This window comes from Halobacillus litoralis (assembly GCF_009856355.1).
Lineage (GTDB): Bacteria > Bacillota > Bacilli > Bacillales > Halobacillaceae > Halobacillus > Halobacillus litoralis_B.
The window spans coordinates 1-26,244 of record NZ_WMEW01000007.1; the positions used below are offsets into that span (position 1 = coordinate 1).

General features: G+C 45.2%; 20 protein-coding genes. 13 read left to right on the forward strand and 7 right to left on the reverse strand.

The features are described from left to right. Positions 1-233 precede the first annotated feature (233 nt). Together GLV97_RS11070 and GLV97_RS11075 are read left to right on the forward strand one after the other, a co-directional pair. A complete protein-coding gene (locus tag GLV97_RS11070) occupies positions 234-545 on the forward strand; it encodes a hypothetical protein (protein ID WP_160889687.1) in 312 nt (103 codons plus the stop codon). 180 nt (positions 546-725) lie between these two features. Further along, positions 726-971, forward strand: coding sequence for a hypothetical protein (locus GLV97_RS11075; RefSeq protein WP_160889688.1), 246 nt, complete (start codon positions 726-728; stop codon positions 969-971). 203 nt (positions 972-1,174) lie between these two features. On the opposite strand, the gene GLV97_RS11080 is transcribed toward GLV97_RS11075, so the two are convergent. From GLV97_RS11080 to GLV97_RS11090, 3 genes are all read right to left on the reverse strand, one after another. Continuing rightward, the gene (locus GLV97_RS11080) at positions 1,175-2,374 is read right to left on the reverse strand and encodes an IS110 family transposase (RefSeq protein ID WP_160889689.1); all 1,200 of its coding nucleotides are present in this window, start codon (positions 2,372-2,374) and stop codon (positions 1,175-1,177) included. A 345-nt stretch (positions 2,375-2,719) separates the two neighbouring features. Further along, positions 2,720-3,196: a hypothetical protein gene (locus GLV97_RS11085; RefSeq protein WP_160838261.1), complete on the reverse strand. Its 477-nt coding sequence runs from the start codon at positions 3,194-3,196 to the stop codon at positions 2,720-2,722. 1,811 nt (positions 3,197-5,007) lie between these two features. Beyond that, positions 5,008-6,372, reverse strand: a complete 1,365-nt coding sequence (locus GLV97_RS11090) for an alkaline phosphatase (RefSeq protein ID WP_160889690.1) — start codon at positions 6,370-6,372, stop codon at positions 5,008-5,010. 159 nt (positions 6,373-6,531) lie between these two features. On the opposite strand from GLV97_RS11090, the gene GLV97_RS11095 reads away from it, so the two are divergent. Beyond that, complete coding sequence (locus tag GLV97_RS11095; RefSeq protein WP_160838265.1) at positions 6,532-6,954, forward strand: RDD family protein; 423 nt, start codon at positions 6,532-6,534, stop codon at positions 6,952-6,954. Positions 6,955-7,419: 465 nt separating this feature from the next. Here the strand turns inward: GLV97_RS11095 and GLV97_RS11105 are convergent, their stop codons facing one another. Further along, positions 7,420-7,959 carry a GNAT family N-acetyltransferase gene (locus tag GLV97_RS11105; protein ID WP_160842205.1) on the reverse strand — a complete coding sequence of 180 codons (540 nt, stop codon included), beginning with the start codon at positions 7,957-7,959 and terminating at the stop codon, positions 7,420-7,422. A gap of 196 nt (positions 7,960-8,155) precedes the next feature. Between GLV97_RS11105 and GLV97_RS11110 the strand changes: the two genes are divergently transcribed. Together GLV97_RS11110 and GLV97_RS11115 are read left to right on the forward strand one after the other, a co-directional pair. Then, positions 8,156-8,341: a hypothetical protein gene (locus tag GLV97_RS11110; RefSeq protein ID WP_160838269.1), complete on the forward strand. Its 186-nt coding sequence runs from the start codon at positions 8,156-8,158 to the stop codon at positions 8,339-8,341. A gap of 125 nt (positions 8,342-8,466) precedes the next feature. Beyond that, positions 8,467-8,799, forward strand: coding sequence for a YnfA family protein (locus tag GLV97_RS11115; protein ID WP_202409749.1), 333 nt, complete (start codon positions 8,467-8,469; stop codon positions 8,797-8,799). Positions 8,800-8,949: 150 nt separating this feature from the next. Here the strand turns inward: GLV97_RS11115 and GLV97_RS11120 are convergent, their stop codons facing one another. Next, complete coding sequence (locus GLV97_RS11120; protein WP_160838271.1) at positions 8,950-9,633, reverse strand: Crp/Fnr family transcriptional regulator; 684 nt, start codon at positions 9,631-9,633, stop codon at positions 8,950-8,952. Between the two features lie 209 nt (positions 9,634-9,842). On the opposite strand from GLV97_RS11120, the gene GLV97_RS11125 reads away from it, so the two are divergent. The 3 genes from GLV97_RS11125 to GLV97_RS11135 all read left to right on the forward strand — a co-directional run bounded on the left by GLV97_RS11125 (position 9,843) and on the right by GLV97_RS11135 (position 13,757). Further along, complete coding sequence (locus tag GLV97_RS11125; protein WP_160889692.1) at positions 9,843-10,403, forward strand: TetR/AcrR family transcriptional regulator; 561 nt, start codon at positions 9,843-9,845, stop codon at positions 10,401-10,403. A gap of 296 nt (positions 10,404-10,699) precedes the next feature. After that, the gene (locus GLV97_RS11130) at positions 10,700-11,530 is read left to right on the forward strand and encodes an ABC transporter ATP-binding protein (protein WP_160838275.1); all 831 of its coding nucleotides are present in this window, start codon (positions 10,700-10,702) and stop codon (positions 11,528-11,530) included. A 154-nt stretch (positions 11,531-11,684) separates the two neighbouring features. Beyond that, positions 11,685-13,757, forward strand: coding sequence for a PAS domain S-box protein (locus GLV97_RS11135; RefSeq protein WP_160889693.1), 2,073 nt, complete (start codon positions 11,685-11,687; stop codon positions 13,755-13,757). A 25-nt stretch (positions 13,758-13,782) separates the two neighbouring features. On the opposite strand, the gene GLV97_RS11140 is transcribed toward GLV97_RS11135, so the two are convergent. Then, a complete protein-coding gene (locus tag GLV97_RS11140) occupies positions 13,783-14,430 on the reverse strand; it encodes a haloacid dehalogenase type II (protein ID WP_160838279.1) in 648 nt (215 codons plus the stop codon). Between the two features lie 85 nt (positions 14,431-14,515). On the opposite strand from GLV97_RS11140, the gene GLV97_RS11145 reads away from it, so the two are divergent. Both GLV97_RS11145 and GLV97_RS11150 read left to right on the forward strand, forming a co-directional pair. Further along, positions 14,516-15,070: a metal-dependent hydrolase gene (locus GLV97_RS11145; RefSeq protein WP_160838281.1), complete on the forward strand. Its 555-nt coding sequence runs from the start codon at positions 14,516-14,518 to the stop codon at positions 15,068-15,070. A gap of 104 nt (positions 15,071-15,174) precedes the next feature. Continuing rightward, positions 15,175-16,065, forward strand: a complete 891-nt coding sequence (locus GLV97_RS11150) for a COX15/CtaA family protein (RefSeq protein ID WP_160838283.1) — start codon at positions 15,175-15,177, stop codon at positions 16,063-16,065. A gap of 42 nt (positions 16,066-16,107) precedes the next feature. Here GLV97_RS11150 and GLV97_RS11155 read toward each other — a convergent pair whose 3' ends face one another. Then, on the reverse strand, positions 16,108-19,311 hold the full coding sequence (locus GLV97_RS11155; protein WP_160889694.1) for a DEAD/DEAH box helicase: 3,204 nt from the start codon (positions 19,309-19,311) through the stop codon (positions 16,108-16,110). A gap of 261 nt (positions 19,312-19,572) precedes the next feature. Between GLV97_RS11155 and GLV97_RS11160 the strand changes: the two genes are divergently transcribed. The 3 genes from GLV97_RS11160 to uvrA all read left to right on the forward strand — a co-directional run bounded on the left by GLV97_RS11160 (position 19,573) and on the right by uvrA (position 26,200). Continuing rightward, complete coding sequence (locus GLV97_RS11160) at positions 19,573-21,162, forward strand: peptide chain release factor 3 (protein ID WP_160838287.1); 1,590 nt, start codon at positions 19,573-19,575, stop codon at positions 21,160-21,162. Positions 21,163-21,337: 175 nt separating this feature from the next. Beyond that, positions 21,338-23,317, forward strand: a complete 1,980-nt coding sequence (gene uvrB / locus GLV97_RS11165) for an excinuclease ABC subunit UvrB (RefSeq protein ID WP_160838289.1) — start codon at positions 21,338-21,340, stop codon at positions 23,315-23,317. A gap of 6 nt (positions 23,318-23,323) precedes the next feature. Beyond that, positions 23,324-26,200, forward strand: a complete 2,877-nt coding sequence (gene uvrA / locus GLV97_RS11170) for an excinuclease ABC subunit UvrA (protein WP_160838291.1) — start codon at positions 23,324-23,326, stop codon at positions 26,198-26,200. Positions 26,201-26,244 lie beyond the last annotated feature (44 nt).

Here is a 26,244-nt window from a genome sequence, read left to right on the forward strand (position 1 = left end):
TGAGGAGTTAAAAAACATTAAAATCTTAGATGAACAAAATGACACAATCAGCAATATGAGAGACATATAGAACTTCCCAGAATATTTCTTAATTTAACTTGAATTCAAGTCTTCCGCTATTGGGGGCGATTGCTTAAAAGAGTACTCCCCCTTAATTTCACTTGCATAGTGGTTCTGATGAATATAAATTATAAATTTAAAAAGCGATCAAAGTTTAATTAGGGAGGGGTTTTGTGCAGAAGTTAAACTGGAAACATATGAGTTGGAGTTTGCTTTTATGTATTTTTATACCATATTTCATACCTAGTAATTATTCTAATGAAGGGATAGGCAACCATAATATTGGATTTCCATTAAAGTATATAACGATACACCAGAAAGAACCTTACAGTGTCTGGCTTTTTGATAACTTATTTAGCGGAAATGATGGAATGGCCATTAATCCTGCGACTTTTCTGTTAAATGTACTTATCCTTTATTTAATAATTAGATTCGCGGTAAATATAGTGAAGAAGAGAAAAGACGTTAATTTAAATGTCCAATAACAAACACTATAGTATTAAATATTGTTTTTGGTGTGATTTTATACTACATAATTTGGGAGTTATCTCAGTTTCAAGTCTTATAAAAACGGGGGCAATAGCTTAAAGGAAACTTGACCTTATTACATAACGTTTTCGTTCTAAAGGATATGATGGAAGGAAGTCTTTAGGAGGGAGTAAGTATTGAAAGCACTTAAATTAGTGAATTTAATCTTAGCTATCATTGCTATGATGCTGGGGTTTTCTCATCTATTTGTTAGTAATGTTCGAATACTATCTGTTTTATTTATCCCCTTTTTGTTCATCTTCTTTTTAGCAATGGGAGTTGAACAGGTAATGGCTAAGCAAAAGAAAAGAGGATATTTATATATTGTTGCAGCTATCTTTTTCATTTTTCCAGTGATAAAAGTATTAACTGCCCATATATAAACGATCAAATGCATATGTAATTACATAAGTTATTTCGAGGTTCATCTTGAATTCGAGTCTTCCGTAATACCAGCTAATAGAAGGTCAACAGGTAAGGGTAAAAAAGATGAATCAGACATGGTACAATAAAATTGAACATGCTAAATAAACTTCAATAATAACGATTTGAAGTATTTTCTATAAAAGTTTTTTATTGGTTGATTCTAAATCACAAAAGCCTTTTTACTTTTTAAGATGGCATAGATCCAATGAATGAGCTTGTTTGCACAAGCAATAATCGCCACTTTATGGGGCTTGCCTTCTTCGCGTTTCTTATCGTAATAAGCTCTTAATTTTGGATTACGATTCTTGGTTATCCCGCATTGGACTGCGTTATATAGACTTTTGCGAAGGCTAGACGATCCGCGTTTTGTGATTCGGTTAATGGTTGCTTTAAACTGTCCTGATTCATGGACACTTGGGTCAATCCCCGCGTATGCAACGAGCTTCTTAGGGTGGTTAAACTGATCAATATCCCCAATCTCGGATAGGATTGTTGCCGCAATCTTTCCACCAATACCGGGAATTGATCGGATAATTTTATATTCATCAAATTCTTCAGCCAGGGCATCTATCTCTTTCAGTAGCTTCGATAGGTGCCTTTGGTATTGGAGAAGAAGTTGAATAAACATCGTTAAACTCACCACATGACTCGAATATAGATTCCGCTTGAAAGGATCTCGTCCTGCTGCCTCTTTGAGTTGATGAGCTTTATCTAGCGCCCATCCATAAGAGCGTTTAACTCCTTGTTGGAGGATGACTTCAGCTATCTTTTCCTTCGTATCCTCCCGAACACCTTGAGGTGTTTGATAATGGAGTAACGTTTGTAAGGAGGTGGGTGAATACAGAGATCCAAAGACCGTCTTATATTCAGGAAATACTTGATCCAATACCGTTTGGAATTGAAGTTTAATCTGTACATAAGTTCCTGTTAGAGCGTCATGTTGACGGGTTAGGTTCCTCAAGTTCATGATTTTGACGGCTTTTTTTTTGAAAGGTTGAAGATCATCATATAGATAATACAATTCCCCTAAACGAAAGGCATCAATGGCGTCGGTCTTCACTTTCCTTAAGCTCATTTTTTTAGCTTCATGAGATAGAACCGGATTCACCAAATAATAGACGATTTGATGCTCTTCTAAGAACTGTAAAACGGGTTCATGGTAATGACCGGTAGATTCAAAAACGACGACCGGAGGTCGCCCTGTGATCTCTTCCATCTCTAACCATAACCGATGAAAATCATGTAACCCTAGAACGTTATGCTCGAAAACAAAGCTCTTCTTGTAAGGATCTTTCTTTTGTAAAAAGGCTTGTACTTGGCTTTTTCCCTTCGCAACATCCAGGCCAATGACTGGATCCATGTTTTATCACATCTCCTTTTATTAGATTTGCCGGCAGCCCCTAACCTATCTTGTAGTGTCATAGCTTCGCTTGTTATTCGGGATCCAGGTCCCAACCAGCCTCAAACATGTTTCTACAAGTAGGGGGTGGACAGTATTCTGGACGGGATCAGAGTCCCACGGGGGCTTACGTCCTACCCGGCTACTTAAAGAATAACCTATAAAAAATAGGTCAACCAGATAAACTGGTTAACCTTATAATACGAAGGGGGCTTCAGTTGAATATGCCCAATATCAAAAAGAGATTCCATGAAATTGGAATCTCTTTTTGGTAGTAATATTAATACTAAACTTTAACAGAGCGATTTAATTAGGAACAACTGTAAAAGCGTAAATTTCATACTGAACTTTTTTACCCTCAGTCTTATGGTGTTTATAATAAATATACTTTGAGGATTCTCCTTTATTTCCTGTTACGGGTAGTGAATAATCATCACTCAAGTTTACTTGTTTAGTTGTAGAATTATAATGGATCATAGCTCCAGAACTATTAGCGTCAATGTCTGCTTGATTAATTTTTAGTTTTGCCGGAGTGTCTATTTCAGGAACTCCATAACTATCAAAATTCTCATGTATCATCTTAAGATCATCTTTTAAAGTGCAGTTTTTGTTACATGCGTATACTGGCTCAAGTTCGTAATTCTTACCCCCAGTTTTGATAGTTATTTCTTCATTCAATTCCTCCCCCTTGTTGTTATTGTTTTTCTCATCTTTACCTTGATCAGTTGATGAGCACCCTACTAAACTAATTGAAATAAAAAGAAAAAATAGAAATTTACTCATTTTCAACAACTCCCGTTGGAAAGCTTCTTAAATGTTACACTTGGAATTGTAAGGTCTCATTTGGAAAATATCAACATATAGAAGGATTCATACAACTAAGAATTAATGTGGTAAATAAGGAATCATAAAAACTAAGGATGGTTCCGGCGCTTACGACAAGAAGCACAGGAACCACCACCTTGCTTTGGTTATCTTGAATTCGAGTCTTCCGTTATCGGGGTCGTTTCTTGAACATTGGGGATCGTTTCCTTCTTATGTTAATTAGGATAGATGAAGGCGTGAATTTGAGATGAAACATTATGTTACTATCCAAATTAGGGAGGTCTTGTAGGGTGAGATAAAAGATTACTTGTCAGGAGGTATTTCAAAATGAAATTAACTCTAAGTCTAATAGGCTTATTTTTGATAGTGGTTATATCACTCTATAATGTTTTTAACAGAGAACTTCCCAGTACCCAGATATCTGCTTTTACCGTACTTGCTTTTACAATAGGTGGATTATTTAGTATATATATAAGTTACATTAGAAAAAATAGTAAAAAATAAAACTTTACAATAAGAGCAGCCGGTCCACTATGGAGGCTGCTTATTTTAGATAGCTCTGATCCACTTTTTTAATAAGGCTGGGCTGGCTTGAATATTGAATCGTTAAGTTTTCATTCAATCCTAATTCATCTCAAAATCAAGTCTTTTGTAACAGGGTGCGATGGCTTGATGAAAGAAATTGTTCTATAGTCTTAGGATTAATTGACTTAGTATATACATTACAAGTAATATGCCAATTCCTAACGCGCTATATCCAAGGTGTTTACGTTCTGACAAGTACTCACCTCTCAAAGCTTTCCAATCTGGATAGAAAAAGCTGATCACCCGGACTGCTATTATCCCAATCATAACTAAAACGACAGCTAATACTTCCATAAGAGTAACTCCTTTTACATAAATAGTTACCTCTTCTTTACTATGTAAAACTGATGGAAGTATAATTCTATTCGTTATAATTTCATCTTTAAGCTGCGATTTTCGGAAACGGGGACTTTTCTTTAATCAGGATATAGCCATTGCATAACTAATAACTTCAGGAAAGGTAGATTAAATGTACTTAGCAATAAGTTTAATATCTCTTATTCTCTTGATACTTCTAGTGATTCTGAATCGCAAGCATTTATTTTCTGATGCAAACAATGCTAAACTTCTCCTAGTGATCTTTGTATTTCTTCCTTTGGTGGTAATTGGAATAGTGGTAGCAGCATTTATATGACTACAATAAAAAATGGTTTCATACATCTCGATATCAAATCTTCTGCTAACGGGGGTGCTTCTATAAAATACTTTATTGATTTATTCTCGAGCATTTCATTCGTAATAGGCTGGTTCATAGTAGTTGTGGCTGCATGCTATTTCATACCCTCTATATTTCTTGGAGGTATATTTTTATTAGGATCTTTTTCAGGTATATTATTTGGAATGATGCTCATATGGGTGTCAAAACAAATATAATAATACCTGCAATGACGTGATGATAAAACACTTTGAAACTGAGTCTTCCTCAACCATGGGCTTATTTATGAAAGATAGATCTTTTATTGTTATAGGAGTGATTTTCTTTTATATATAAAAGAAAATCACTCTTTTTAGATGGGACACCGTTGATGCCATGATAAACGTTAGATGGTGACGCCTGCGGGAACAGCTGAGGCCGTGCCCGCGGCAGGCATCCATCGACGAGCTTCAATCACTTCTCTTGATAGGAAGGAGCTATTCAGCGGCCTCTCCTGGGACTGTCGTTTTTTTATACGGACTTTTTTTCTTTACTTATTCTCTAAATTTATTTTCATAGCTTTTGACATGATTTTAGGAAGATCTGTGTTATCAATAATGCCGCTGAACGCCTCCGATTGAGGTCCGTAGGCATAAACTGGAATGTCTACACCTGTATGTCCAGTACTGGTCCATCCGATAAGGGCTTTATCACTGACAAATTGGTTGATTGCGAATTTTGGTTCTTCAGATTCCTGGATTTTTTCAACATCTTCTTCGGTTAAATCAAATGGTGTATGACTCTCTACGACTTCTTTAACATTGGAACGATTTTCATTTAATTCCTCAGCCATAGCGGCCCCTGTTGCTGTAACATCTTTTACAAGCTCTGGCTTGGTATCATACTCGCCATTAGAGCCAGCGGTCATGCCGCCGGTTTCGTGGTCGCCAGCTATAACTACAAGGGTGTTTCCGTCTTTTTCAGCGAATGCAATGGCTTGTTCCACTGCCTCCTCAAAAGCTTCTGTATCCTTGAATGCCCATGTGGGATCATTATCGTGGCCTGCCCAGTCGATTTGACTGCCTTCGACCATCAGGAAGAATCCATCTTGGTCCTTATCAAGAACATTGATAGCTTGTTCGGTCATTTCTGAGAGACTTGGCTGTTCTGTGTTTTCCCGCTCCATTTCGGGGTTTAATGGTCCATCGGCAAATAAGCCGAGCAGCTTTTCCCCTTCTTCTACATCAATATCTCCAGCTTCCAATAGATCATCACGCGTTTCTACATCTTTATATCCTGCTTCCTCGGCCTGCTCTAACAGATTCTCTTCCTGCTGCTCTCCGCCCTCAGACTGTGGGAGGAAGAAATCTCTGCCTCCACCAAGCATTACGTCGACGTCGTTACCCAGCATATGTCTGGCAATCTCAGGTTGGTTGTCACGTGACTCCACATGGGAGGCAAAAGCAGCAGGTGTCGCATGAGTAATCGTAGAGGTGGCAACTAACCCTGTAGATTTTCCTTTGTCTTCTGACGCCTCTAAAATGGTTTCCACTTCATTTCCTTCGTCATCTAATCCGACCGTACCGTTATTTGTTTTAACACCCGTTGCCATTGCTGTTCCGGCAGCGGCGGAGTCGGTAACCCTGGAGTCATCAGAATAAGTTTTGTGCAGTCCTTTTAAATGTTTGTCCCAAATGGCATCTTCCCCCTTATACCAGCGATAGCTTGTGGCGTAATCCGTATTGAAACCGTCAGGAATCATATAAATTACGTTTTCAACTTTTTCTTGAGGAGGGCCTGCATGGTCAGGCTTTCCTTTTTCATCCCCTTGCTGGGCCTCAGACTGAACGCATCCCGCTCCTGCGCCCAGGATTAAACCGGCACTCATTGTAAAAACACCTAATTTTTTTAGCATATGTATACTCCCCTTACTTATTTGATTCAACGTGAGTATACCAAGTACATGATTCGTTGATTTTAATGAACAGTTAAGGTTTTATAAAAATTGTAAATACAATGTAAATATATGGTATGTTTCACTTGGGGGTAGAATCATTTATTAAGGAGTGGTGAAATGGGATTTAGTTTAGATAGAGCAGGTTTTGGAATGAGGTTGCTTGCTGGGGTATTAGACACGTTGATTATTGTGATTCCGATTGGAGTTGTCGTTTCTCTTTATACGGGTACACCATCATTAAATTGGACGCAAGGCGTCACCTGGAACAGCTTGTATCTCCTTTATTCCATCATCCTTCCAGTAATCTGGGGAGGCTTCAATATAGGGAAGAGGTTGGTGAACATAAGGATTAAAAAAACGAATGGTAAGGAATTAAACCTGGCAGATATGTTTTTCAGAGAGTTCATCGGTAAGTTTCTTATCGGTTATGTAACTCTTGGTCTATCTACAGTGGTGAGTGTGTTTATGATTGTTTTCCGCAAAGATAAAAGAGCCATTCACGATTTTGCAGCTGGAACTTTTGTTTCAAATGAAGGATGAATGTTTCCGGAGTGGATCTGTAAATCAAAAGGGGGGCTCATTCTGTCCGAAGATAAGAAGCAAATGTATTTTTCCTTAACGATGGGGTATATAGGGGTTTTGTTCGTTGTTCTCAGCGGTTTTAGGATGGTTTGGATAGACGACTCTATGGGAAGCATCCTCGTATTGATGAGCCTGATTTTCATCAGTGGGTTTTGGAGATACGTTGAAGAGAAATTCATTCCTGAAACCAGGGAAAGACGGATCATAAAAAGCGTTTTTCTCAGCATGTTATTCATTGTTTTTTTAGGGGGCTGCTACTTGTTGTTCAAATGATCAAAGGGGCGGGGCGATCCTTTATTTACTATCAAAATCCAAGGAGAATAAAATCTGCTTCACAACACGGTTCCACCCGGGATATAGGTCCAGGTGGAGAGTGTTGATTATGAAGATTCAACTTCGTGTTTCAAAAACATCTTTTGGAACTTAGTCGTAGGGATTAATGACTGCCAACATTTGATGATCTTCCCACTGCCCATTGATTTTTACGCTTTTTTTGGCGATTCCTTCTTTGTGAAAACCGGATTTTTCCAAAACCCTTAATGAACCTATATTCCCGGGCATGACGCCGGCTTCAATGCGGTGCAGATGAAGGGTTTTGAAGCCGTAATCAACCATTAATTGACCGGCTTCAGTAGTGTAGCCTTTTCCATTATGATCCTCGTCTAAAAAGTATCCCAGGGTTGCCTTTTGAAGAGGGCCTCGAACAACATGAAAGAGTCCAATTTTTCCAATCAGCTCGTTTCCTTTTCTTTTGAAAATGCCGAAATTATACTCAAGATCTGATTCGATATTCTTTATCCATTTTTCAATAGCTTTACGCTGGGTTTTGATCGACTCTTCATCATTCGATTGTCCGGTTGAGGTTTCCTGGAGGAATGAACGGTTTTTATTTAGTAATGCTGTCAATTGTTCAGCGTCTGCAGGATTGAAACTTCTGATATATACATGTTCCCCTTTGATCATGGACTCTTCCTTTCTGAATTGAAATCGCTTAACGGACCCTGCCGTTTCTTTGGAAAGGCAGGGTTCTCCGGCTTCTTCATAAATGTAACCATCCGCCTGTGATTTTGCCACTGTCCTAAATATAAAGGATCTACTTACTGTATACTCAAGGAAAAATAAAGAGAGCACAATGATCAAACCATTGGAGGGTGTTTCTATGGAACAATTATTGGCAGTGTGTATCTTAGGCCTGGCCTTTAGCAGCGCAGCTCTCATGCTCGCAGTCCCTTTGTTGTTCCATTCCCCGACAGGAGGCTTTGAATGGATGTTTGCTGCCGGGGCAGCAGGAGCTGTCGGAGTTTTCGCTGTTTCAATCTCGGTGCTGCGAAAGCGATCATTCTAACTTATTGGCGGGCTTACATGATCGATGGAAAGAAAGTGATTTGGAAGCTTCCCTTTGATGAACGGGAGACTATAATCAATGTAGTGAAGATGAAATTACGTATATTCTATACATTTTAGGAAGTGATGACAATTATTCATGCCATTTTTCTGTTTATACTTGCCGGGATAGCCGAAATAGGCGGGGGTTATTTGATTTGGTTATGGCTGAGAGAGGGAAAACCTCTGTACTGGGGCCTGGGTGGAGGAGCAGCTTTAGCTCTCTATGGTGTGATTGCTGCCTTTCAATCCTTCCCCTCCTTCGGGAGAGTTTATGCAGCCTATGGTGGAGTGTTTATCGTTCTATCTATTTTATGGGGATGGGGGATCGATAAGAAAACGCCGGATTTATATGATTGGCTTGGTGCAGGTATATGCTTGATTGGGGTTTCTGTTATGCTGCTTGCCCCGCGTCCATAACCTATATTTATTCGGGACAGACGCCTTTGTCCATTGATATGAAAAAAGAGGACCGTTAAAGAGACAGTGACAGTCCTCTTCTTAAGCCTATCCGTATACGGTCAAGAGTCCCGCATCTGTTCTCCGGGACAGTTTGAAAATGCCTTCCTCTCAGGAGCTTCCATTCAGCAGCTCCTCTGTTTTATCCGCATCAATCGAGAGGTAGCGGACTTTTCTTACATAGCCGTCTTTTTTTAACTGACTCATAATCGCACTTGTCGTCTCTCTGGTGGCTCCGATCATATTGGCGAGATCCTGGTGGGTCAGCTTCATTTCGATGGTCTGCCAGTTTTTCTTCCGGCGCCCGGTTTTCTGACTGAGCATAAGCAGCAGGTATAAAAGACGCTGCTTTACATCACTGAGGGCGATTTTTTCACTCAGGCTGTAAAAATCCTTCAGCCGTGAGGAAAGGATATCAATTAATTTCAAAGCCACGTGTGGATTTTCTTTCATAAAGCTTTCATAGTCCTCATGGCTGAGCGTGCAGATATACGTATCCGTCATAGCCTCAGCATAGGTCTGGTCATCAGTCAGGCTGATGGTGGATGTTTCGCCGAAAATATTGCCGTCGACTAATATATCCACCGTAAACTGACGGCCGTCTTCATTCATGCGGTATAAGCGCACCTGCCCCTTCTTCAACAGGAAAAGCGCATCCATGGGGGTGTCGGGGGACACAATCACGGTTCCTTTTTTGACAGGACTCATTTCACTCATTTGATCAATACTCATTAATTCATCTTGGGACAGTTCTTCAAACAAACTGATTTGGGAAAGCAGCGATAGCTTGTCCATCCATGTTCACCTCATATCTTCCCTTGGACACAGGGAATTGAACTCGTTCACCTTTCCCGGGACTCTCCGGGAAACCTTTCTCTATCATAGCAAGGATAGAGAAAAAGGGACAATACAGAAAGGGCAGAGCTTTGTTTGTTTTCCTGCGGTCATGTTATGATGATACAACTGAACCAACTGGTTGGTATAACTGCAGGAAGGGGATGCAGATGAGTAATAAAAAGCAGCAGATCATTCTGGCTGCCGCAGCATTGATTCACGGGAAGGGCTACGAAGCGACCAAGCTTAGTGACATCATGGGAGCGGCCGATATTGGGAAAGGTCAGTTCTATCATTATTTTACTTCGAAAAGGGAGCTGGGTCTTTCTATTGTCGATTATTATGCACAAATGTGGCAGGACGAATTGATTGAAGGAATATTAAAGTCCCGCCGGTCTCCAGAAGAGAAAATGGAAGCGATGCTTCAATGGGCGGTTCAGTTTCATGAAACGCCGGCCAAGCTTCACGGCTGTCCGTTTGGGAATCTTGCTCTTGAAATGAGTGAGCATGATGAAGAGTTCCGGTTGAAAATCAACCGCATTTTCTCCGATTGGATTAAAGAGCTGACGTATGTCATTGAAAGGCTGAAAGGAGAAAAGCATGCGAAACGGAAAGCCCGTATGGTCGTGGCACAGATTGAGGGAGCAATCCTCCTCATGAAAAACCATCAGGATTCTGAAGTTCTTCTTGATATTATTGAAGGCATACGAATGGAATATCTCAGCAGCTGAAAGAGACCCAGGGTCTCTTTTTTTATGGCTGGATATCTGTGTACAGGTCAGATCCGATGTTCTTGGATGGTTTCCAAAGGCATACACTTTCCTGTACACCAGGTGACAATGATTCTCAAATTCATTGACACACTTTGCGTAAGCCCATACACTAGATAGTAGGAAAATGATAGATTTATAAATGGCGTTTTTTATAGATGACATTAAACAGATAGAGGCCTTGAAGGACGTTTATCAAGGTCATTCATAGAGTAGACAGCCTAGATTTAGTGAGAACAAAAAGGAGAGGTCAGGTCATGGATACCTTATTGGCAAACAATCTCACACTTGGATATGGAGACTCGGTCATTATTGACTCTCTTGATGTGAAAATACCGAAAGGGAAAGTAACGGTCCTGATTGGCGGGAACGGATGCGGGAAATCAACCCTTCTCCGCTCCATGGCACGTCTTTTAAAGCCGAAGTCCGGTCAGGTGGTTCTTGATCAGAAGGATATTTCCAAAATGCGGACCAAGGATGTTGCCAAAAAAATGGCGATTCTTCCCCAGAGTCCGACGACTCCCGAAGGATTAACTGTGTACCAGCTCGTGAAGCAGGGGCGTTATCCTTATCAGGGGTTTGCTAAACGCTGGTCTGATGAAGATGAAGAAGCCGTTACACGAGCCTTGAATGACACGAACCTTATGGAATTGAAGGACCGCTCAGTGGATTCCTTATCCGGAGGGCAGCGGCAGCGGGCGTGGATAGCCATGACCCTTGCCCAGGATACAGATACTTTGCTGCTGGATGAACCGACCACTTACCTGGATATGACCCATCAGATTGAAATCCTTGATCTTCTCTTTGATTTGAATCAGGATAATGGCCGGACGATTGTCATGGTCCTGCACGATATCAACCTGGCGTGCCGGTATGCCGACCATATTATTGCAGTCAAGGATAAGACGGTGTACACGCAGGGGCGTCCGGAGGATGTTGTGACCTGTGACATGATGCATCACGTGTTTGAAATGGTCTGTGACGTAAGAGAAGATCCTCTCTTCGGCACACCGATGTGTATTCCGCATGGAAAAGGGCGCTGTCTCATTAAACAGGCCCAGGCCGATGCTCAGAAACAAACCGTATAGAAGGCAAAGCAGCCGGAATATCCGGCTGCTTTTTTTGTTGAAAAAAAGAGGAGGAACAAGGGGAATCGTCTATCGGACTAGAAGAGTACATAGCAGGAGAGAAATTTGTAGAGTCATGAAGGATATGGATGCATAAGAAACAAGGAGGAATTAGGTGAAGCAGATAGAAGATAAGCACGGTACAGATACAGTGGAGGAGATCAGCAGTCATATTTCCGAAAATGATCTGCTTCCCATGTTGATGAACGGCGTTTCTGATTTTATATTTTTTATGGAGGTGGCCGGCCGGCGCCGGTTTACATACAGGTACATGAACGAGTCAGCCATCAACGATTTATTGGGCAAAGAAGCCGATTGGAAAGGGAAATACATAGAAGATCTACTGGACGACGCTGCTTCGTCCTCCCTTATTGACGCCTATGAAGAAGTCGTTGTGACAAAGAGGCCGGTCACGTATGAAGATGAGATGATGGTTAACGGACAGGTTTATCGGGGGCATTCTGTACTGACGCCGACAATGGATGAAGCAGGCCGTGTTACACATATCCTGGCGGTGACGAGAAACCTGACGGAAATGTTGGAAAAGGAAAAGGCGCTTGAGAGCATGAATGCGGTGTACAAGTCGTTAATGGCGAATACGACCGATGCGGTAATCATCCTGGGTACAGACGGGAAAGTGTTCGATGTGAACGAGGCGTTTACGGATCTTTACGGCTTTTCTAAGGATGATATGCCCGGATGTACGTATCCTTTTGTTCCCGAAGAATTCACTGATGAAGCCCGTGGTCTCGTTCAACGAGCTTTGGAGGGGGCCGGAGCTTCGGGATATGTAACGAAACGAAAGTCACGCGATGGACAGCTCCTGGATGTATCCATCAGTGTGTCCCGTATTCAGAATGAGGAAGGCGAAACCATCGGAGTCAGTTCGATCATCCGGAATGTGACCGAACAGAAGAGGGAGGAACGGAAGCGGGAAAGCAGCCGCTCACGCTACCGCTCCTTGTTCAAACACAACCCACAGGCCATTTTAACACTGACATTCCGCGGTACCATCACCAATGCGAATCCAGCCAGCCTGGAAATGCTTGATAAAGAAGGGAATGAACTGCTGCACACGTCGATCATGCAATTGGTTTCCAAAGAGCAGGAACGTGCTGTGCGAAAGGAGATTGCCGGCTCCTTTTTTGACCACGGAGGCCGGTTTCGGACAATGGTGGATGTCGGAGGCAACGAGAAAATTCTCTACGTCTCATTAGTGCCGATTATTATTCAGGGTAGGAAAGAAGGCATCTATGCCATATTGGATGACATTACAGAAAAAGAACGAGCTTATGAGGGGATGCGGCAGAGTCAGGAAAGCTTCCGCTTGATTGCCAATTACTCCAATGATCTGATTTCTGTATTTACTCCAAATGGAAACCTGGTTTATGCCTCACCCTCCCAGCGTGAATTTTTCGGTGAGGACCCATTAAACTGGTCCGTGGAGAAGGTGATGGAGAAAGTTGAGTCCGTGGATCTGCGGAGACTGCAGGACCGATTTATGAAAAGCCATCAAAGCAGGGAAGGCTTCACTATAACAATCAAGCTGACAAGCTTTAACGGGGAGCCGGTGTGGTTTGAATGCCGCGCCACACCTGTGATCGATGATGATCATGCAGTCAGTCATATGGTCATGGTGGCCCGGGATATTTCTGAACAGAAGAGTTACGAAGAGAAACTGGAAAGGTTCGCCTACTATGATTACTTAACCGGCCTCCCCAACCGTCTGTTATTTGAGGAAAACGTATGGAAAGCTGTCGAAAAAGGGCATCGGACAGGGCAGGCGTTTGCGATTTTATATTTGGACGGCGACGGATTCAAAGCCATCAACGATCAATATGGCCACGATATGGGCGATGAATTCCTGAGAGAGGTCGGAAAACGGCTCCGTTCCTGTATTCGTGGAGGCGATTCGGTGGCAAGAATCGGCGGTGACGAATTTTCCATCCTGATTGAAGAATTGAAGGACCGGCGTTTGATCCGGGATGTTTCGACAAGAATGCTGAGAGAACTGCGTGAACCGTACTACGTGAAAGGGGTGGAGATTCGAACGTCCTTTTCCATCGGAGTTGCCTGCTTCCCGGAAGACGGGGAAACGCACGACGCCTTGTTCCGAGCTGCTGATACAGCTTTATACGAAGGGAAGAGAAACGGGAAAAATCAGGTTCTGCTCTATGAAGACCAATAGGAAAAGGAGTCCGCAGTGGACTCCTTTATTGTGGAATATTTATCAGGTTATCAATGATGTATGTGGGTTCAATGCCGAGTTCCGGCCACTTTTGTTCCTTGCGGTTCACCCAGGCCGTATGGAATCCGTAAGATGCTGCTCCAGTGATGTCCCAAGGATTGCTGGAGAAGAATAGAATGTCTTCTTTATTCAATCCGAGCTTTTCCTGAGCATAGGCATAAGCTTCCGGATGCGGTTTGTACACCTGAACATCATCGGCACTCAGCAGCTGGAAAGTATCGGACAGCTGGTTATTTTCAAGGAGCGGTTCAAGCATGGATGTCGTTCCGTTTGAAAAGATGGTGAACGTTTTATCCGGATGCTTTTCGCTCATAGAAGCAACTTCTTCATAAGGGGAAAGGTGCTGGTATTCCTCCATCAGCTCACTCACGACCTCTTCTTTCACTTCCACACCACTTGTGGACAGGGCATCAAGAAGCGCCCATCTTGTAATATCCGTAAAAGGACGGTAATCTTGAATCAGCTGACGGACAAGGAAATAATGAATCTGGTTACTGCGCCATTTCTGACTGATGGCTTCCCCTTTTTCAGGATAGAATTGATGAATTTTTTCCATGACGCTGTGCACATCGAAGACGGTGCCGTACGCGTCAAAAACGTAAGCTTTATACATAACTTCGACTCCTTTCCATGTTGTATGTTTCCCCCGCTGCTGAAAGGATAAACAACGTTCGAGGGAAGATAAGGGAGATGAACGCATGAACACGTTACACCATGGATACTGGACATTTTTCGCCACCCGGAAAAAGAAATACACCGGCTGGTTCGTGTTTGGCAGCATCCTTCCAGACATCGTCTATTATGTCATGTTTCTATATTTGAGCGTTAGCAGAAGGGCCTGGGAGGTCGCGGATGATGAGAACCCGATGCAGTCGCTGTTTCGTCTCGTCCATGATCTATTTGAACATCCGGTCGTCTTCGTTCTGCGCCAAGCCGGCCATTCTGTTTTTGTATGGGCGGTGGTATTTGCTGTGCTGCTCGTTTGGAAGGGGAGGAAATTGAATGCATGGACGGCCCTTGCCTACGGCTGGCTCGGACATATCGTTCTGGACCTTCTCACCCATGTGGAGGATGCGGTTCCGATGTTTTACCCAGTCAGCAGCTACACGTTCCGCGGACCTGTTTCCTACTGGGATGATGATTATCATGCTGCCGCCTTTTCCCTTGTCAATACGACACTGATCGCCCTCTCACTGCTCTATATGCTTGTAAAAAAAGTGAAGGACAAACGTTCGTTCACAAAAAGTTCATGAGAGTTGGGTGCGCTTTCCTTTATCGAATCCGCTGTTTTCATGATATGATTTACATGTAATTCTTCTGTTACATGTCATGATCTAAATAGAGAAAGGGTAAGACGATGAAGAAATTTTCTATTCTTACAACGTTTGTCACGTTCCTCGCCCTTATACTCGGAAATCTCGTCGTTGCGACAGATTCCGGCGATGCTTGTGGAACGTCATGGCCGTTTTGTAATGACCGGATTATCCCCGATTTCACGGATTATCACGTCATTATCGAATATTCCCACCGGTTGATGGTGCCGCTGCTTATTGTACTGACGGGCCTCAATGCGATAGGAGCCATTTATAAGTACCGAAAACATAAATCTGTACTTGTTCTCGCTATTCTAAGCCTGGTCCTGCTTGTTCTTCAGTCCATTATTGGTGGATTGAATGTGCTGCTTGGAACCCCGCCTGGATTTACGACCTTTGATGTTACGTTCAGTCAACTCCTTTTAGTTGTCCTGGTGCTGTTGAGCTACAGTCTGCATGAGACGAAAATCGAGCTCGACAGAAGCCGCTGGTCTTCCATTGCGATGAGTTACCGGACGTTCCTGATCGGTTACGGGCTGTATGTGCTGCAGGTGATTTTAGGCGCCTTCTTCAAGCACAGTCGTGCCAGTAATGTGATGATGGACATCCCGGCGGTGGAGTATTTGATTACGAGTGAATCGGTGGCTAATGCCGTCTATTCGCTTCACTGGGTGGCGACGATCGTCATTATCGTAGCCGCTGTTTATTTTGTCATTTACGCCTCAAGGTTCAAGTATCATATCTCGTTGTCCTGGCTGTATTTGATTTCCATTCTGATGAATGCGGCGGTTGGCTTTATCATTGTTGTAACAGGAAATGTCGTGCTGGCATCTTCGATCCACATGATCATTTCCACCGTGACGATGACGATTGGCGCCTGTATCCTTGGCGGGTACTGGTTTAAACTACAGAAAAAATCCTTAACGGTAGAATAAAAGCACGAGCGGATGTGTCCGCTCGTGCTTTTTTATGAGGATCTATTGAAAAAGCTGCTGGATCTCTTCCTCGCTCAGTGATGTAAGCATGGATTCTCCAGGCTGGATGATCTGGTCGACGAGATCGCGTTTTTTCTGTTGGAGCTGATAAATCCTCTCCTCGATCGTTCCTTCAGATATCATGCGGATCACCTGGACGGCTTTCTCCTGACCGATCCGGTGGGCACGTCCGGCCGCCTGTTCCTCAATGGCCGGGTTCCACCACAGGTCATAGAGGATGACCGTATCAGCGCCTGTAAGGTTGAGCCCGGTACCGCCGGCCTTCAAGGAAATAAAGAAGGCATCTTTTTCACCGTTGTTGAAGGCTTCCACCATTTCCATCCGTTTTTCTGATTTTGTACTTCCATCCAAATAAAAAGCATCCAGACCGTTGTCGGTCAGTTCTTTATGCATGAGTGTCAGCATGCTGGAAAACTGGGAGAAGATCAGCATCCGGTGCCCGCCGGCTTTCATTTCTTCGGCCAGTTCTTTCAACTGCTCCAGCTTTCCGGACTGTCCTTCGTAGTTTTCAAGGAACAGGGCGGGGTGGCAGCAGATCTGCCGGAGACGTGTAAGACCTGCAAGGATTTCCAGCTTTCCGCGCTGAATCCCTTTCGTTGCGATCGTTTCCTGGATATCGTTTTGGATTCGTTCTAAATAAGCCAGATACACCTCTTTTTGTTCACGGGTCAGCTCGGAGTATTGAACCGAATCTATTTTGTCCGGAAGTTCATCCAGCACTTCGGTCTTCATCCGCCTGAGAATGAACGGGCGTGTCATCTGTGAGATTTTTGCCGGTTTCAGCTGTGTGAACTTCTTTTTGCTGGTAAAGAAGCCGGGCATGATCGCGCGGAACAGTGACCACAGTTCCTGCAGGGAGTTTTCGATCGGCGTACCGCTCAGGGCAAACCGGTGTCTCGCACGTAAGGACCGGACGGCAGAAGCTGTTTTAGTTGATTCGTTCTTGATTGCCTGCGATTCATCAAGCACCATGACGTGAAAGTCGTTCCCCTTGTAATGCTCGATATCCTGCCGGAGCAGAGGATAGGAGGTGATCCAGACGTCCTTTCCTTGAGCCTGTTCGAAAGCATCCAGGCGTTCTGAAGGATCCCCGGTCATCACCTGCACCGTCAGGGAAGGCGCGAATTTTTCAAGCTCCTTTTTCCAGTTGTACACAAGGGAGGCCGGAGCGACGATAACAGCTGGAGCGGTTAAGGAGCCCTCCTCCTTCTCATCAAGAATGTAGCAAATCGTTTGAAGCGTCTTTCCAAGCCCCATATCATCAGCAAGTACTCCCCCGAGTCCGTAATGGCTGAGCATTTTCATCCATCGGAAACCCGTCAGCTGATATGTTCTAAGGTCAGCCTGGAGATTCTCGGGTGGATCGATCTCAAAGGACTGAGGGGACCGGAGCCGTGTAACCAGTTCTTCGTAGCGGCCGCTGCGGTCGGCAAGGTTTGTGTCCAGCGTTTCATCCACCTCCAGACTTCGTGCGGCGGCAACCTGAAAGTGGTTGTCTTCCACATCGCCGGTGGTCAAGTTCAAGTCCTCCACCAGTCGCTGGAAGCGCTCGAATGAATCAGAAGTCAAGGACATCAGCGCCCCATCTGATAAACGGTAATACTTTTTCCGTTCAATGACTGCTTTTAAAGCTTCCGTAACGTCATCCGTACTGATCCCTTCAATGGCAAAGCTGATATCGAGCCAGCTGCCATTCGATTCGAGGTCAATAGACGCCTGCAGTTCATGCTGCTGATCGTCGAACAGCGAGCGGACAGCCGCGGATAAGAATACGTCGCTGTATTTCTTTAACGAAGGCAGATACTGATAAAGGAACGTTTCCAGTTCTTCTTCGTCCTCTAAATAAACCATCTCCCCGTCGAATTTGAATTCAGCGGATTCAATGATCTGCATAATGTTCTGCTCGGTTTCGAAGTCGCGCTGAACAATGGTCTGACCCGGGCGTTCCTGATCATTGAAAGGGTCGATCACGAGGTCCCCGTAATGAAATTTCACATCAATCGTTAATGTCCACTGCTGGAAATCAAGATACACCTCGGCTTTTAGTTCTTCCTGGTTGATCTTTTTCTGTGCGGACGTGTCCAGGTTCACGTCGGCGATCGTTTCCAGTTCCGGCAGGACATAGGAGACAATCCCTTCCATATCATTATGGCTGATCGTATGGCTGCCGTTGGAGTTGTAGGGAAGGATGGAGTACAAAGTCCGGATCACTTCCTCTTTGTCACGGGCGACAGGATAGAAGCTTCCTTCTTTATAAAGCAGGTGGTAATCGGATAAGTAATCATAATCCTTCAAATGATTCATATGCATGTGAAAATGCCCGCGCTCTTCCGATACATAAAACGTTAGTTCAGGAAAAGACTCTTCATATTGAAGCGGGCCGGCCTGGGTTCCCCGCTCAATAACCTCGGCCTCCTGCTTCTCCAGCAGCGGCAGGAGCTGGTGGACGAGGGCGGGGGAGATTTTCAGGATTTTCTGTTCGGCGGTGTTCCACTGCTGTTCAAAAAACTGTTCCTGCTCATAAGCCCTTTGAAGCAGCTGGAATACAGCCTGATCCTCCTCCGAAAACGTATGTTCAGCAGGATCGTATGTGAACGACTTAGTCAGGCGGTAGGGCTGCTGTTTTCGGATATACTCCAGGAGCTCCCGGATATTTTTAATGACATAGGGGTACTTCTCCCCGAGCTTTAATTCGATTCCGAGGCTCCGCGCTCCAAGAATGGATTGAATGTGGAGGGAATAGTGAACGCGCAGCGGTTTTTTCAGATCCATCCCCGTCCGGCTTTCCTGACGCTGACGGAAAGCTTCGAATAAACTGACCGCAAACATCCGGTCCTGGTTAGTCGTCCGGGGCGACCGGTTCCGGCCTTTTTCTGCCAGTTTCGGAGCGAGTTCCTCCAGTGCTTTTTCGCGGATTGCAATCAGTACCGCTGCGATGTGCTTACACGTATAATAGGTGGAGTAGGCGGCACATTCACATGTTGCTTCCACATCATCATCCTCAAAAAAGAAGACGCGTACTTCATAATCATGAGTACCCGCAACAACAGCGCGCCACGAATGGATGGCACTGTTATGGGAGAGCCCGTAGACTTTGCCGGATTCATAATACTGCTTCCCTCGTGCATAGAAGGCTTCGCCGGTAATTTTCTTTATATCTTTCGGTTGTAATAAGTAGCTCTGCATACTTGGCATCCTTACTCTCAGTTTTAGTTCCATTATAACAGGTTTAGGCTGTCCAGGAGAACGCTCCGGCCTTTGGAATCCTGTTCTGGTGATTGATTTTAATGGTTGGTTATGCTAACTTTCAATGTATCATATAAAAAATACGTGGAAGGCGCTTATAAGTCTGAGCGCTTTTTTTATGGAGTGAATCAGACCATGTAGGACGTATATCCTTTCCACCCCATTCATATAGAAATTTTTAATACGACGGAGGATATCACGATGAATGATATACAAAATGAAATGAAAAAACGCCGCACGTTTGCTATTATCTCCCACCCGGACGCCGGTAAAACGACGATGACGGAGAAAATGCTCCTGCTCGGTAACTTAATCCGCTCGGCGGGTACAGTAAAAGGTAAAAAATCCGGAAAATTCGCTACATCCGACTGGATGGAAATTGAGAAACAGCGTGGAATTTCCGTCACATCCAGTGTGATGAACTTCCCTTATAAAGACTATCAGGTCAACATCCTCGATACACCGGGTCACGAAGACTTTAGTGAGGATACGTACCGGACACTGACGGCCGTAGACAGTGTGGTCATGGTCATCGATGGAACAAAAGGGATCGAGGCACAGACCTTGAAGCTGTTTAAAGTTTGTAAGATGCGTGGAATTCCGATCTTCACTTTCATTAACAAAATGGACCGTGAAGGCCGTGAGCCGTTTGAGTTGATGGAAGAGATCGAAGAGACGCTGAACATCGAAACCTATCCAATGACATGGCCGGCGGGGATGGGCAAACGTTTCCTTGGTGTATTTGACCGCCAGAACGAGCAGTTCGTTCAATATACCGGGAATGAGGAAGAAGAATATATTCCTTACGCTGATCTTGACCAGCACCCTGAGCTGACCGAAAACGCAACGTATAAGGAAGCGGAAGAAGAAATGATGCTTGTCGATGAAGCGGGGGAAGATTTTGATATGGATAAAGTCCTGCGCGGTGAGCAGACCCCTGTCTTCTTCGGGAGTGCTCTCGCTCCGTTCGGCGTGGAGACGTTCTTCAACAGCTTTATTGATATGGCACCGGAACCGGCACCGAGGAAGTCAACGGAAGGCGTCGTTTCACCGGATCATGAAGAGTTCTCTGGATTCATCTTTAAAATCCAGGCCAATATGAACCCGCAGCACCGGGACCGTGTCGCTTTCGTAAGGATCTGCTCCGGTAAATTCGAGCGTGGCATGAACGTGACGCTTTCACGGACAGGGAAATCCTTCAAGCTCGCCCAGTCCCAGCAGTTTGTGGCTTCTTCAAGAGGAACCGTCGAGGAAGGCTATGCCGGAGATATCATCGGCATCTATGACCCGAACGTGTACCGGATCGGGGATACGATCGTTACAGGGAAATCGAAGTTCCAATATGATGAACTGCCCCAGTTCCCGCCGGAAATCTTTAAGAAGGTGACCGCTAAAAACGTTATGAAATCCAAGCAGTTCCGCAAAGGGCTTGAACAGCTCGTGCAGGAAGGGGCGATCCAGCTGTTCAAACGCTATCGCTTTGAGGATTACATCATTGGAGCAGTCGGTGAACTTCAGTATGAAGTGTTCGAATACCGTATGAAAAATGAGTACAATGTCGATATCGAATTGACACAGCTCGGGGAAAGGATCCCGCGCTGGCTGAATGAAGACCAGGTGGATGAATCGTTGTTCGATGAACGGAACATGCTTGCTGAAGACCGTGAAGGCAATCCGCTTGTCCTGTTCAAAAACGACTTCTCACTCCGCTGGTTCAAGGACAAGAACCCGGATATCGAACTGACCGATCTATTTGAAGTGAACCAGTACAACCAGACATTCGAAAATTAATCCAAAAGCACTCTGCGTTGAGCAGAGTGCTTTTTATATGGCTGAACGTGGGTATAATGAATGGTTAGAAAGATCTTTCGAGCATCCGGGACCGAATGTTTGTTCGATAGATGTTAGAATGATAAACTGATGTGGTAAACTAAAGTGTAACTAGTAAGGAACGGAGGTTTTCGTCGTGGATGAGAAGTTTGAGTTAGTTTCGAAATTTTCCCCACAGGGAGATCAGCCGAAAGCCATTGAGAAAATGGTGGAGGGGATCCAGAGCGGGAAAAAGCACCAGACACTGCTGGGCGCAACAGGTACCGGAAAAACGTTTACGATGTCCAATGTCATTGCACAGGTGAACAAACCGACCTTAATTATCGCCCATAACAAAACACTGGCTGGACAGCTGTACAGCGAATTCAAGGAGTTCTTTCCTAATAACGCTGTGGAGTACTTTGTCAGCTATTATGATTATTATCAGCCGGAAGCATATGTACCCTCTTCCGACACCTTCATAGAAAAAGACGCGAGCATCAATGATGAAATCGATAAGCTCCGACATTCGGCGACCTCGGCCCTGTTCGAGCGGAATGATGTGATTATCGTTGCCAGTGTCTCCTGTATTTACGGCCTCGGTTCTCCAGAAGAATACCGGAGCCAGGTGCTTTCCATCCGTTCCGGCATGGAAAAAGACAGGGATCAGCTTCTCCGCGAACTTGTAGACATTCAATATGCCCGTAACGATATCGATTTTCAGCGCGGTACGTTCCGTGTGCGCGGCGATTCAGTGGAAATCATTCCTGCATCGAGAGAAGAACATGCCATTCGTGTGGAGTTTTTCGGAGACGAAATCGATCGGATCCGCGAGGTGGATGTGCTGACAGGTGAAGTGACCGGTGAACGGGAGCACGTGGCCATCTTCCCTGCTTCCCACTTCGTCACACGTGAAGAAAAGCTGAAAAAAGCCATTGCCAACATCGAAGCAGAAATGGAAGCGCGGGTAAAAGAACTGCGTGACCAGGAAAAGCTGCTGGAAGCCCAGCGTCTAGAGCAGCGGACGAACTATGACCTTGAAATGATGAGGGAGATGGGATTCTGTTCCGGTATCGAGAACTATTCCCGTCACCTGACATTCCGTGAAGAAGGGGCAACTCCTTATACACTGCTTGACTTCTTTCCCGACGACTTTTTAATTATGGTCGACGAATCGCACGTGACCCTTCCCCAGGTGAGAGGGATGTATAACGGGGACCGCGCCCGTAAGCAGGTGCTTGTCGATCACGGCTTCCGGCTTCCATCCGCTCTTGATAACCGTCCGCTCATGTTCCCTGAATTTGAGGAGCATATCAACCGCATTGCTTATGTATCGGCGACACCGGGTCCGTATGAGATTGAACATACCCCTGAAATGATTGAACAGATCATCCGGCCGACGGGGCTGCTTGATCCTGAAATTGAAGTGCGCCCGATCCACGGCCAGATTGATGATCTTGTCGGGGAGATTCATAAGCGGAAAGATAAGGACGAGCGTGTACTTGTCACCACTTTGACGAAGAAAATGTCTGAGGATCTGACCGCTTACTTGAAGGACCTCGGTATCAAAGTAGCGTATCTCCACTCGGAGATTAAAACATTGGAACGGATTGAGATCATCCGCGATCTGAGGGTCGGTAAATATGACGTTATTGTAGGAATCAACCTGCTCCGGGAGGGACTGGACATACCGGAAGTATCACTCGTGACCATTTTGGATGCGGATAAGGAAGGCTTCCTGCGCTCCGACCGATCCCTGATTCAGACGATCGGCCGGGCGGCGCGTAATGAGAACGGCAGAGTCATCATGTACGCCGATAAGATGACCAAATCCATGCAGTATGCCATCGATGAAACGTACCGGCGCCGTGAAAAACAGATGGCTTACAATGAAGAGCACGGCATTACACCACAGACCATTAAGAAAGATGTCCGTGATGTCATTAAGGCGACTGCCGTCGCTGAGGAAGATATCACCTATGAGACAGGCAAGAAGCCGTCAGAAATGACGAAGAAGGAACGTCAGGAAATGATCGACAATATGGAAACAGAAATGAAGCAGGCTGCGCGTGATCTCGACTTTGAACGGGCCGCTGAGCTGCGCGACATTCTGCTGGAATTAAAAGCGGAGGGATGATGGAGTATGCCGAGCAAACATATTAGTATACGGGGAGCCCGTGCCCACAACTTGAAAAATATAGACATTGATATCCCGAAAAATAAACTGGTCGTCATGACCGGGTTGTCGGGGTCCGGAAAATCGTCACTGGCCTTTGATACGATTTACGCAGAAGGGCAGCGGCGGTATGTAGAATCGTTGAGCGCATATGCCCGTCAGTTTCTCGGACAGATGGACAAGCCCGATGTAGACTCCATTGAAGGTCTGTCCCCGGCGATTTCCATCGATCAGAAAACGACGAGTCGCAACCCTCGTTCCACAGTCGGAACGGTGACGGAGATTTACGACTACCTCCGCTTGCTATTTGCCAGAATCGGCCGCCCGACCTGCCCGAATCACGGCATTGAAATCAGTTCTCAGACCGTCCAGCAGATGGTGGATCGTCTGATGGAATATCCGGAGCGCACGAAAATGCAGATTCTTGCCCCTGTCGTCTCCGGGCGTAAGGGTGAGCACGTTAAGGTTTTTGAACAGCTTCAAAAAGAAGGGTACATCCGTCTTCGTGTCGACGGGGAAATGCGCGAAATTTCCGAGGAAATAAAACTCGAAAAAAATAAAAAGCATTCTATTGAGGTCGTCATCGACCGTGTCGTCATTAAAGACAGTGTGGAAGGACGTCTTTCCGACTCCTTGGAGACGGCGCTGAATCTTGGGAATGGAAATACAATCGTGGATGTTATTGGAGAAGAAGAACTGACATTCAGTGAACACCACGCCTGTCCGATCTGTGGGTTCTCAGTCAGTGAACTGGAGCCGCGGATGTTCTCCTTTAACAGTCCCTACGGCGCCTGCAGCCGCTGCGATGGACTTGGAACACAGCTGGAAGTCGATATTGACCTCGTTATTCCGGACTGGGGACGCTCCTTGAACCAGCATGCGATTGCAGCATGGGAACCGCAGAGCTCCCAGTACTACCCGCAGCTTCTGAAAAGTGTCGCAGATCATTACGGCATTGATATGGACAAACCGTTCCGGGAGCTTCCGGAGGAGCATAAGGAGCGTATTCTTTATGGAAGTGGGGATGAGAAAGTCTACTTCCGTTATGAAAATGACTTCGGCAAAGTTCGTGAAAATGAAATTTTCTTTGAAGGGGTCATTCCTAACATTTCCCGTCGTTACCGGGAAACAAGTTCTGATTACATCCGCGAGCAAATGGAAAAATATATGGCTCAGAAGCCTTGTCCAAAGTGTAAAGGCAACCGTTTAAACGAAGAAGCTCTTTCCGTTTTGGTCAATGGCCGCCATATCGGAACAACGACGGACTTTTCTGTCACAGAAGCAAAAGAGTTCTTTGAATCCGTTGAACTGACGGAAAAGGAAGAGACCATCGCCCGGATGATCTTGAAGGAAATCTGTGAGCGCCTCAGCTTTCTTGCCAATGTGGGTCTTGACTACCTGACCCTTTCCCGCTCTGCCGGAACGCTTTCCGGAGGGGAAGCCCAGCGGATCAGACTGGCGACTCAAATCGGTTCTGCGCTTACAGGTGTATTATACGTGTTGGATGAGCCTTCGATCGGACTTCACCAGCGCGATAATGACCGCCTGATCAATACACTGAAGCGGATGCGTGACCTGGACAACACATTGATTGTCGTGGAACATGATGAAGATACGATGCTTGCCGCGGACTACTTGATTGATATCGGCCCGGGAGCCGGTGCTCATGGCGGCCATATCGTTACACAAGGGACGCCGAAGCAGGTGATGAAAAACCGCAAATCCTTGACAGGTCAATATTTATCCGGTCGTCAATTTATCCCGCTGCCGTCTGAACGGCGGAAATCTGACGGACGCTCCCTGAAGGTGACAGGAGCCGAGGAAAACAACCTGAAAAAAGTCAATGCAGAAATACCTCTCGGTGTCTTTACAGCGGTCACGGGAGTGTCAGGGTCTGGTAAAAGTACCTTGATTAACGAAATCCTCTACAAAACGTTGTCCATGAAGCTTCATAATGGAAAGCAGAAGCCGGGACAGCATAAATCCGTAGAAGGGATCGACCAGCTGGACAAAGTCATTGATATCGACCAGTCTCCGATTGGACGTACACCAAGATCCAACCCGGCGACCTATACAGGTGTTTTTGACGATATCCGTGATGTTTTTGCCCAGACGAACGAGGCGAAAATCCGTGGTTACAAAAAAGGGCGGTTCAGCTTTAACGTTAAAGGCGGGCGTTGTGAAGCCTGCCGCGGGGATGGGATCATTAAAATAGAAATGCACTTCCTCCCGGACGTTTATGTTCCGTGCGAAGTCTGTGACGGAAAACGGTACAACAGGGAAACCCTCGAAGTGAAATATAAAAACAAGAGCATCGCAGACGTTCTCGCGATGACCATCGAAGAAGCGCTGGACTTTTTCGCCAACATCCCGAAAATCAAACGCAAACTGCAGACGGTTGCGGATGTGGGTCTCGATTATATTAAATTGGGGCAGCCGGCTACGACATTGTCCGGCGGGGAAGCCCAGCGGGTGAAGCTTGCGAGCGAACTGCACCGCCGCTCCAATGGAAAATCCTTCTACATCCTGGATGAGCCGACCACTGGTCTTCATGTGGATGATATCTCCCGGCTGCTGAAAGTTCTCCAGCGTCTGGTGGATAACGGGGATTCCGTTCTTGTCATTGAACACAATCTTGATGTCATCAAAGAAGCGGATCACATTATCGATCTGGGGCCGGAAGGCGGAGAAAATGGCGGACGTATTATCGCGAGTGGTACGCCGGAGCATGTGGCTGAACAGGAGATTTCCTACACAGGACGTTATTTGAAGCCTGTCCTGGAGAGAGACCGTGAACGGATGGAGAAACAGATGGACAGTCGTGAACAAGTGGCCGGCAAGTAGATGTTTTGACGCCCGCCGCCAAATTGAGTATCGTTAAACAAGAA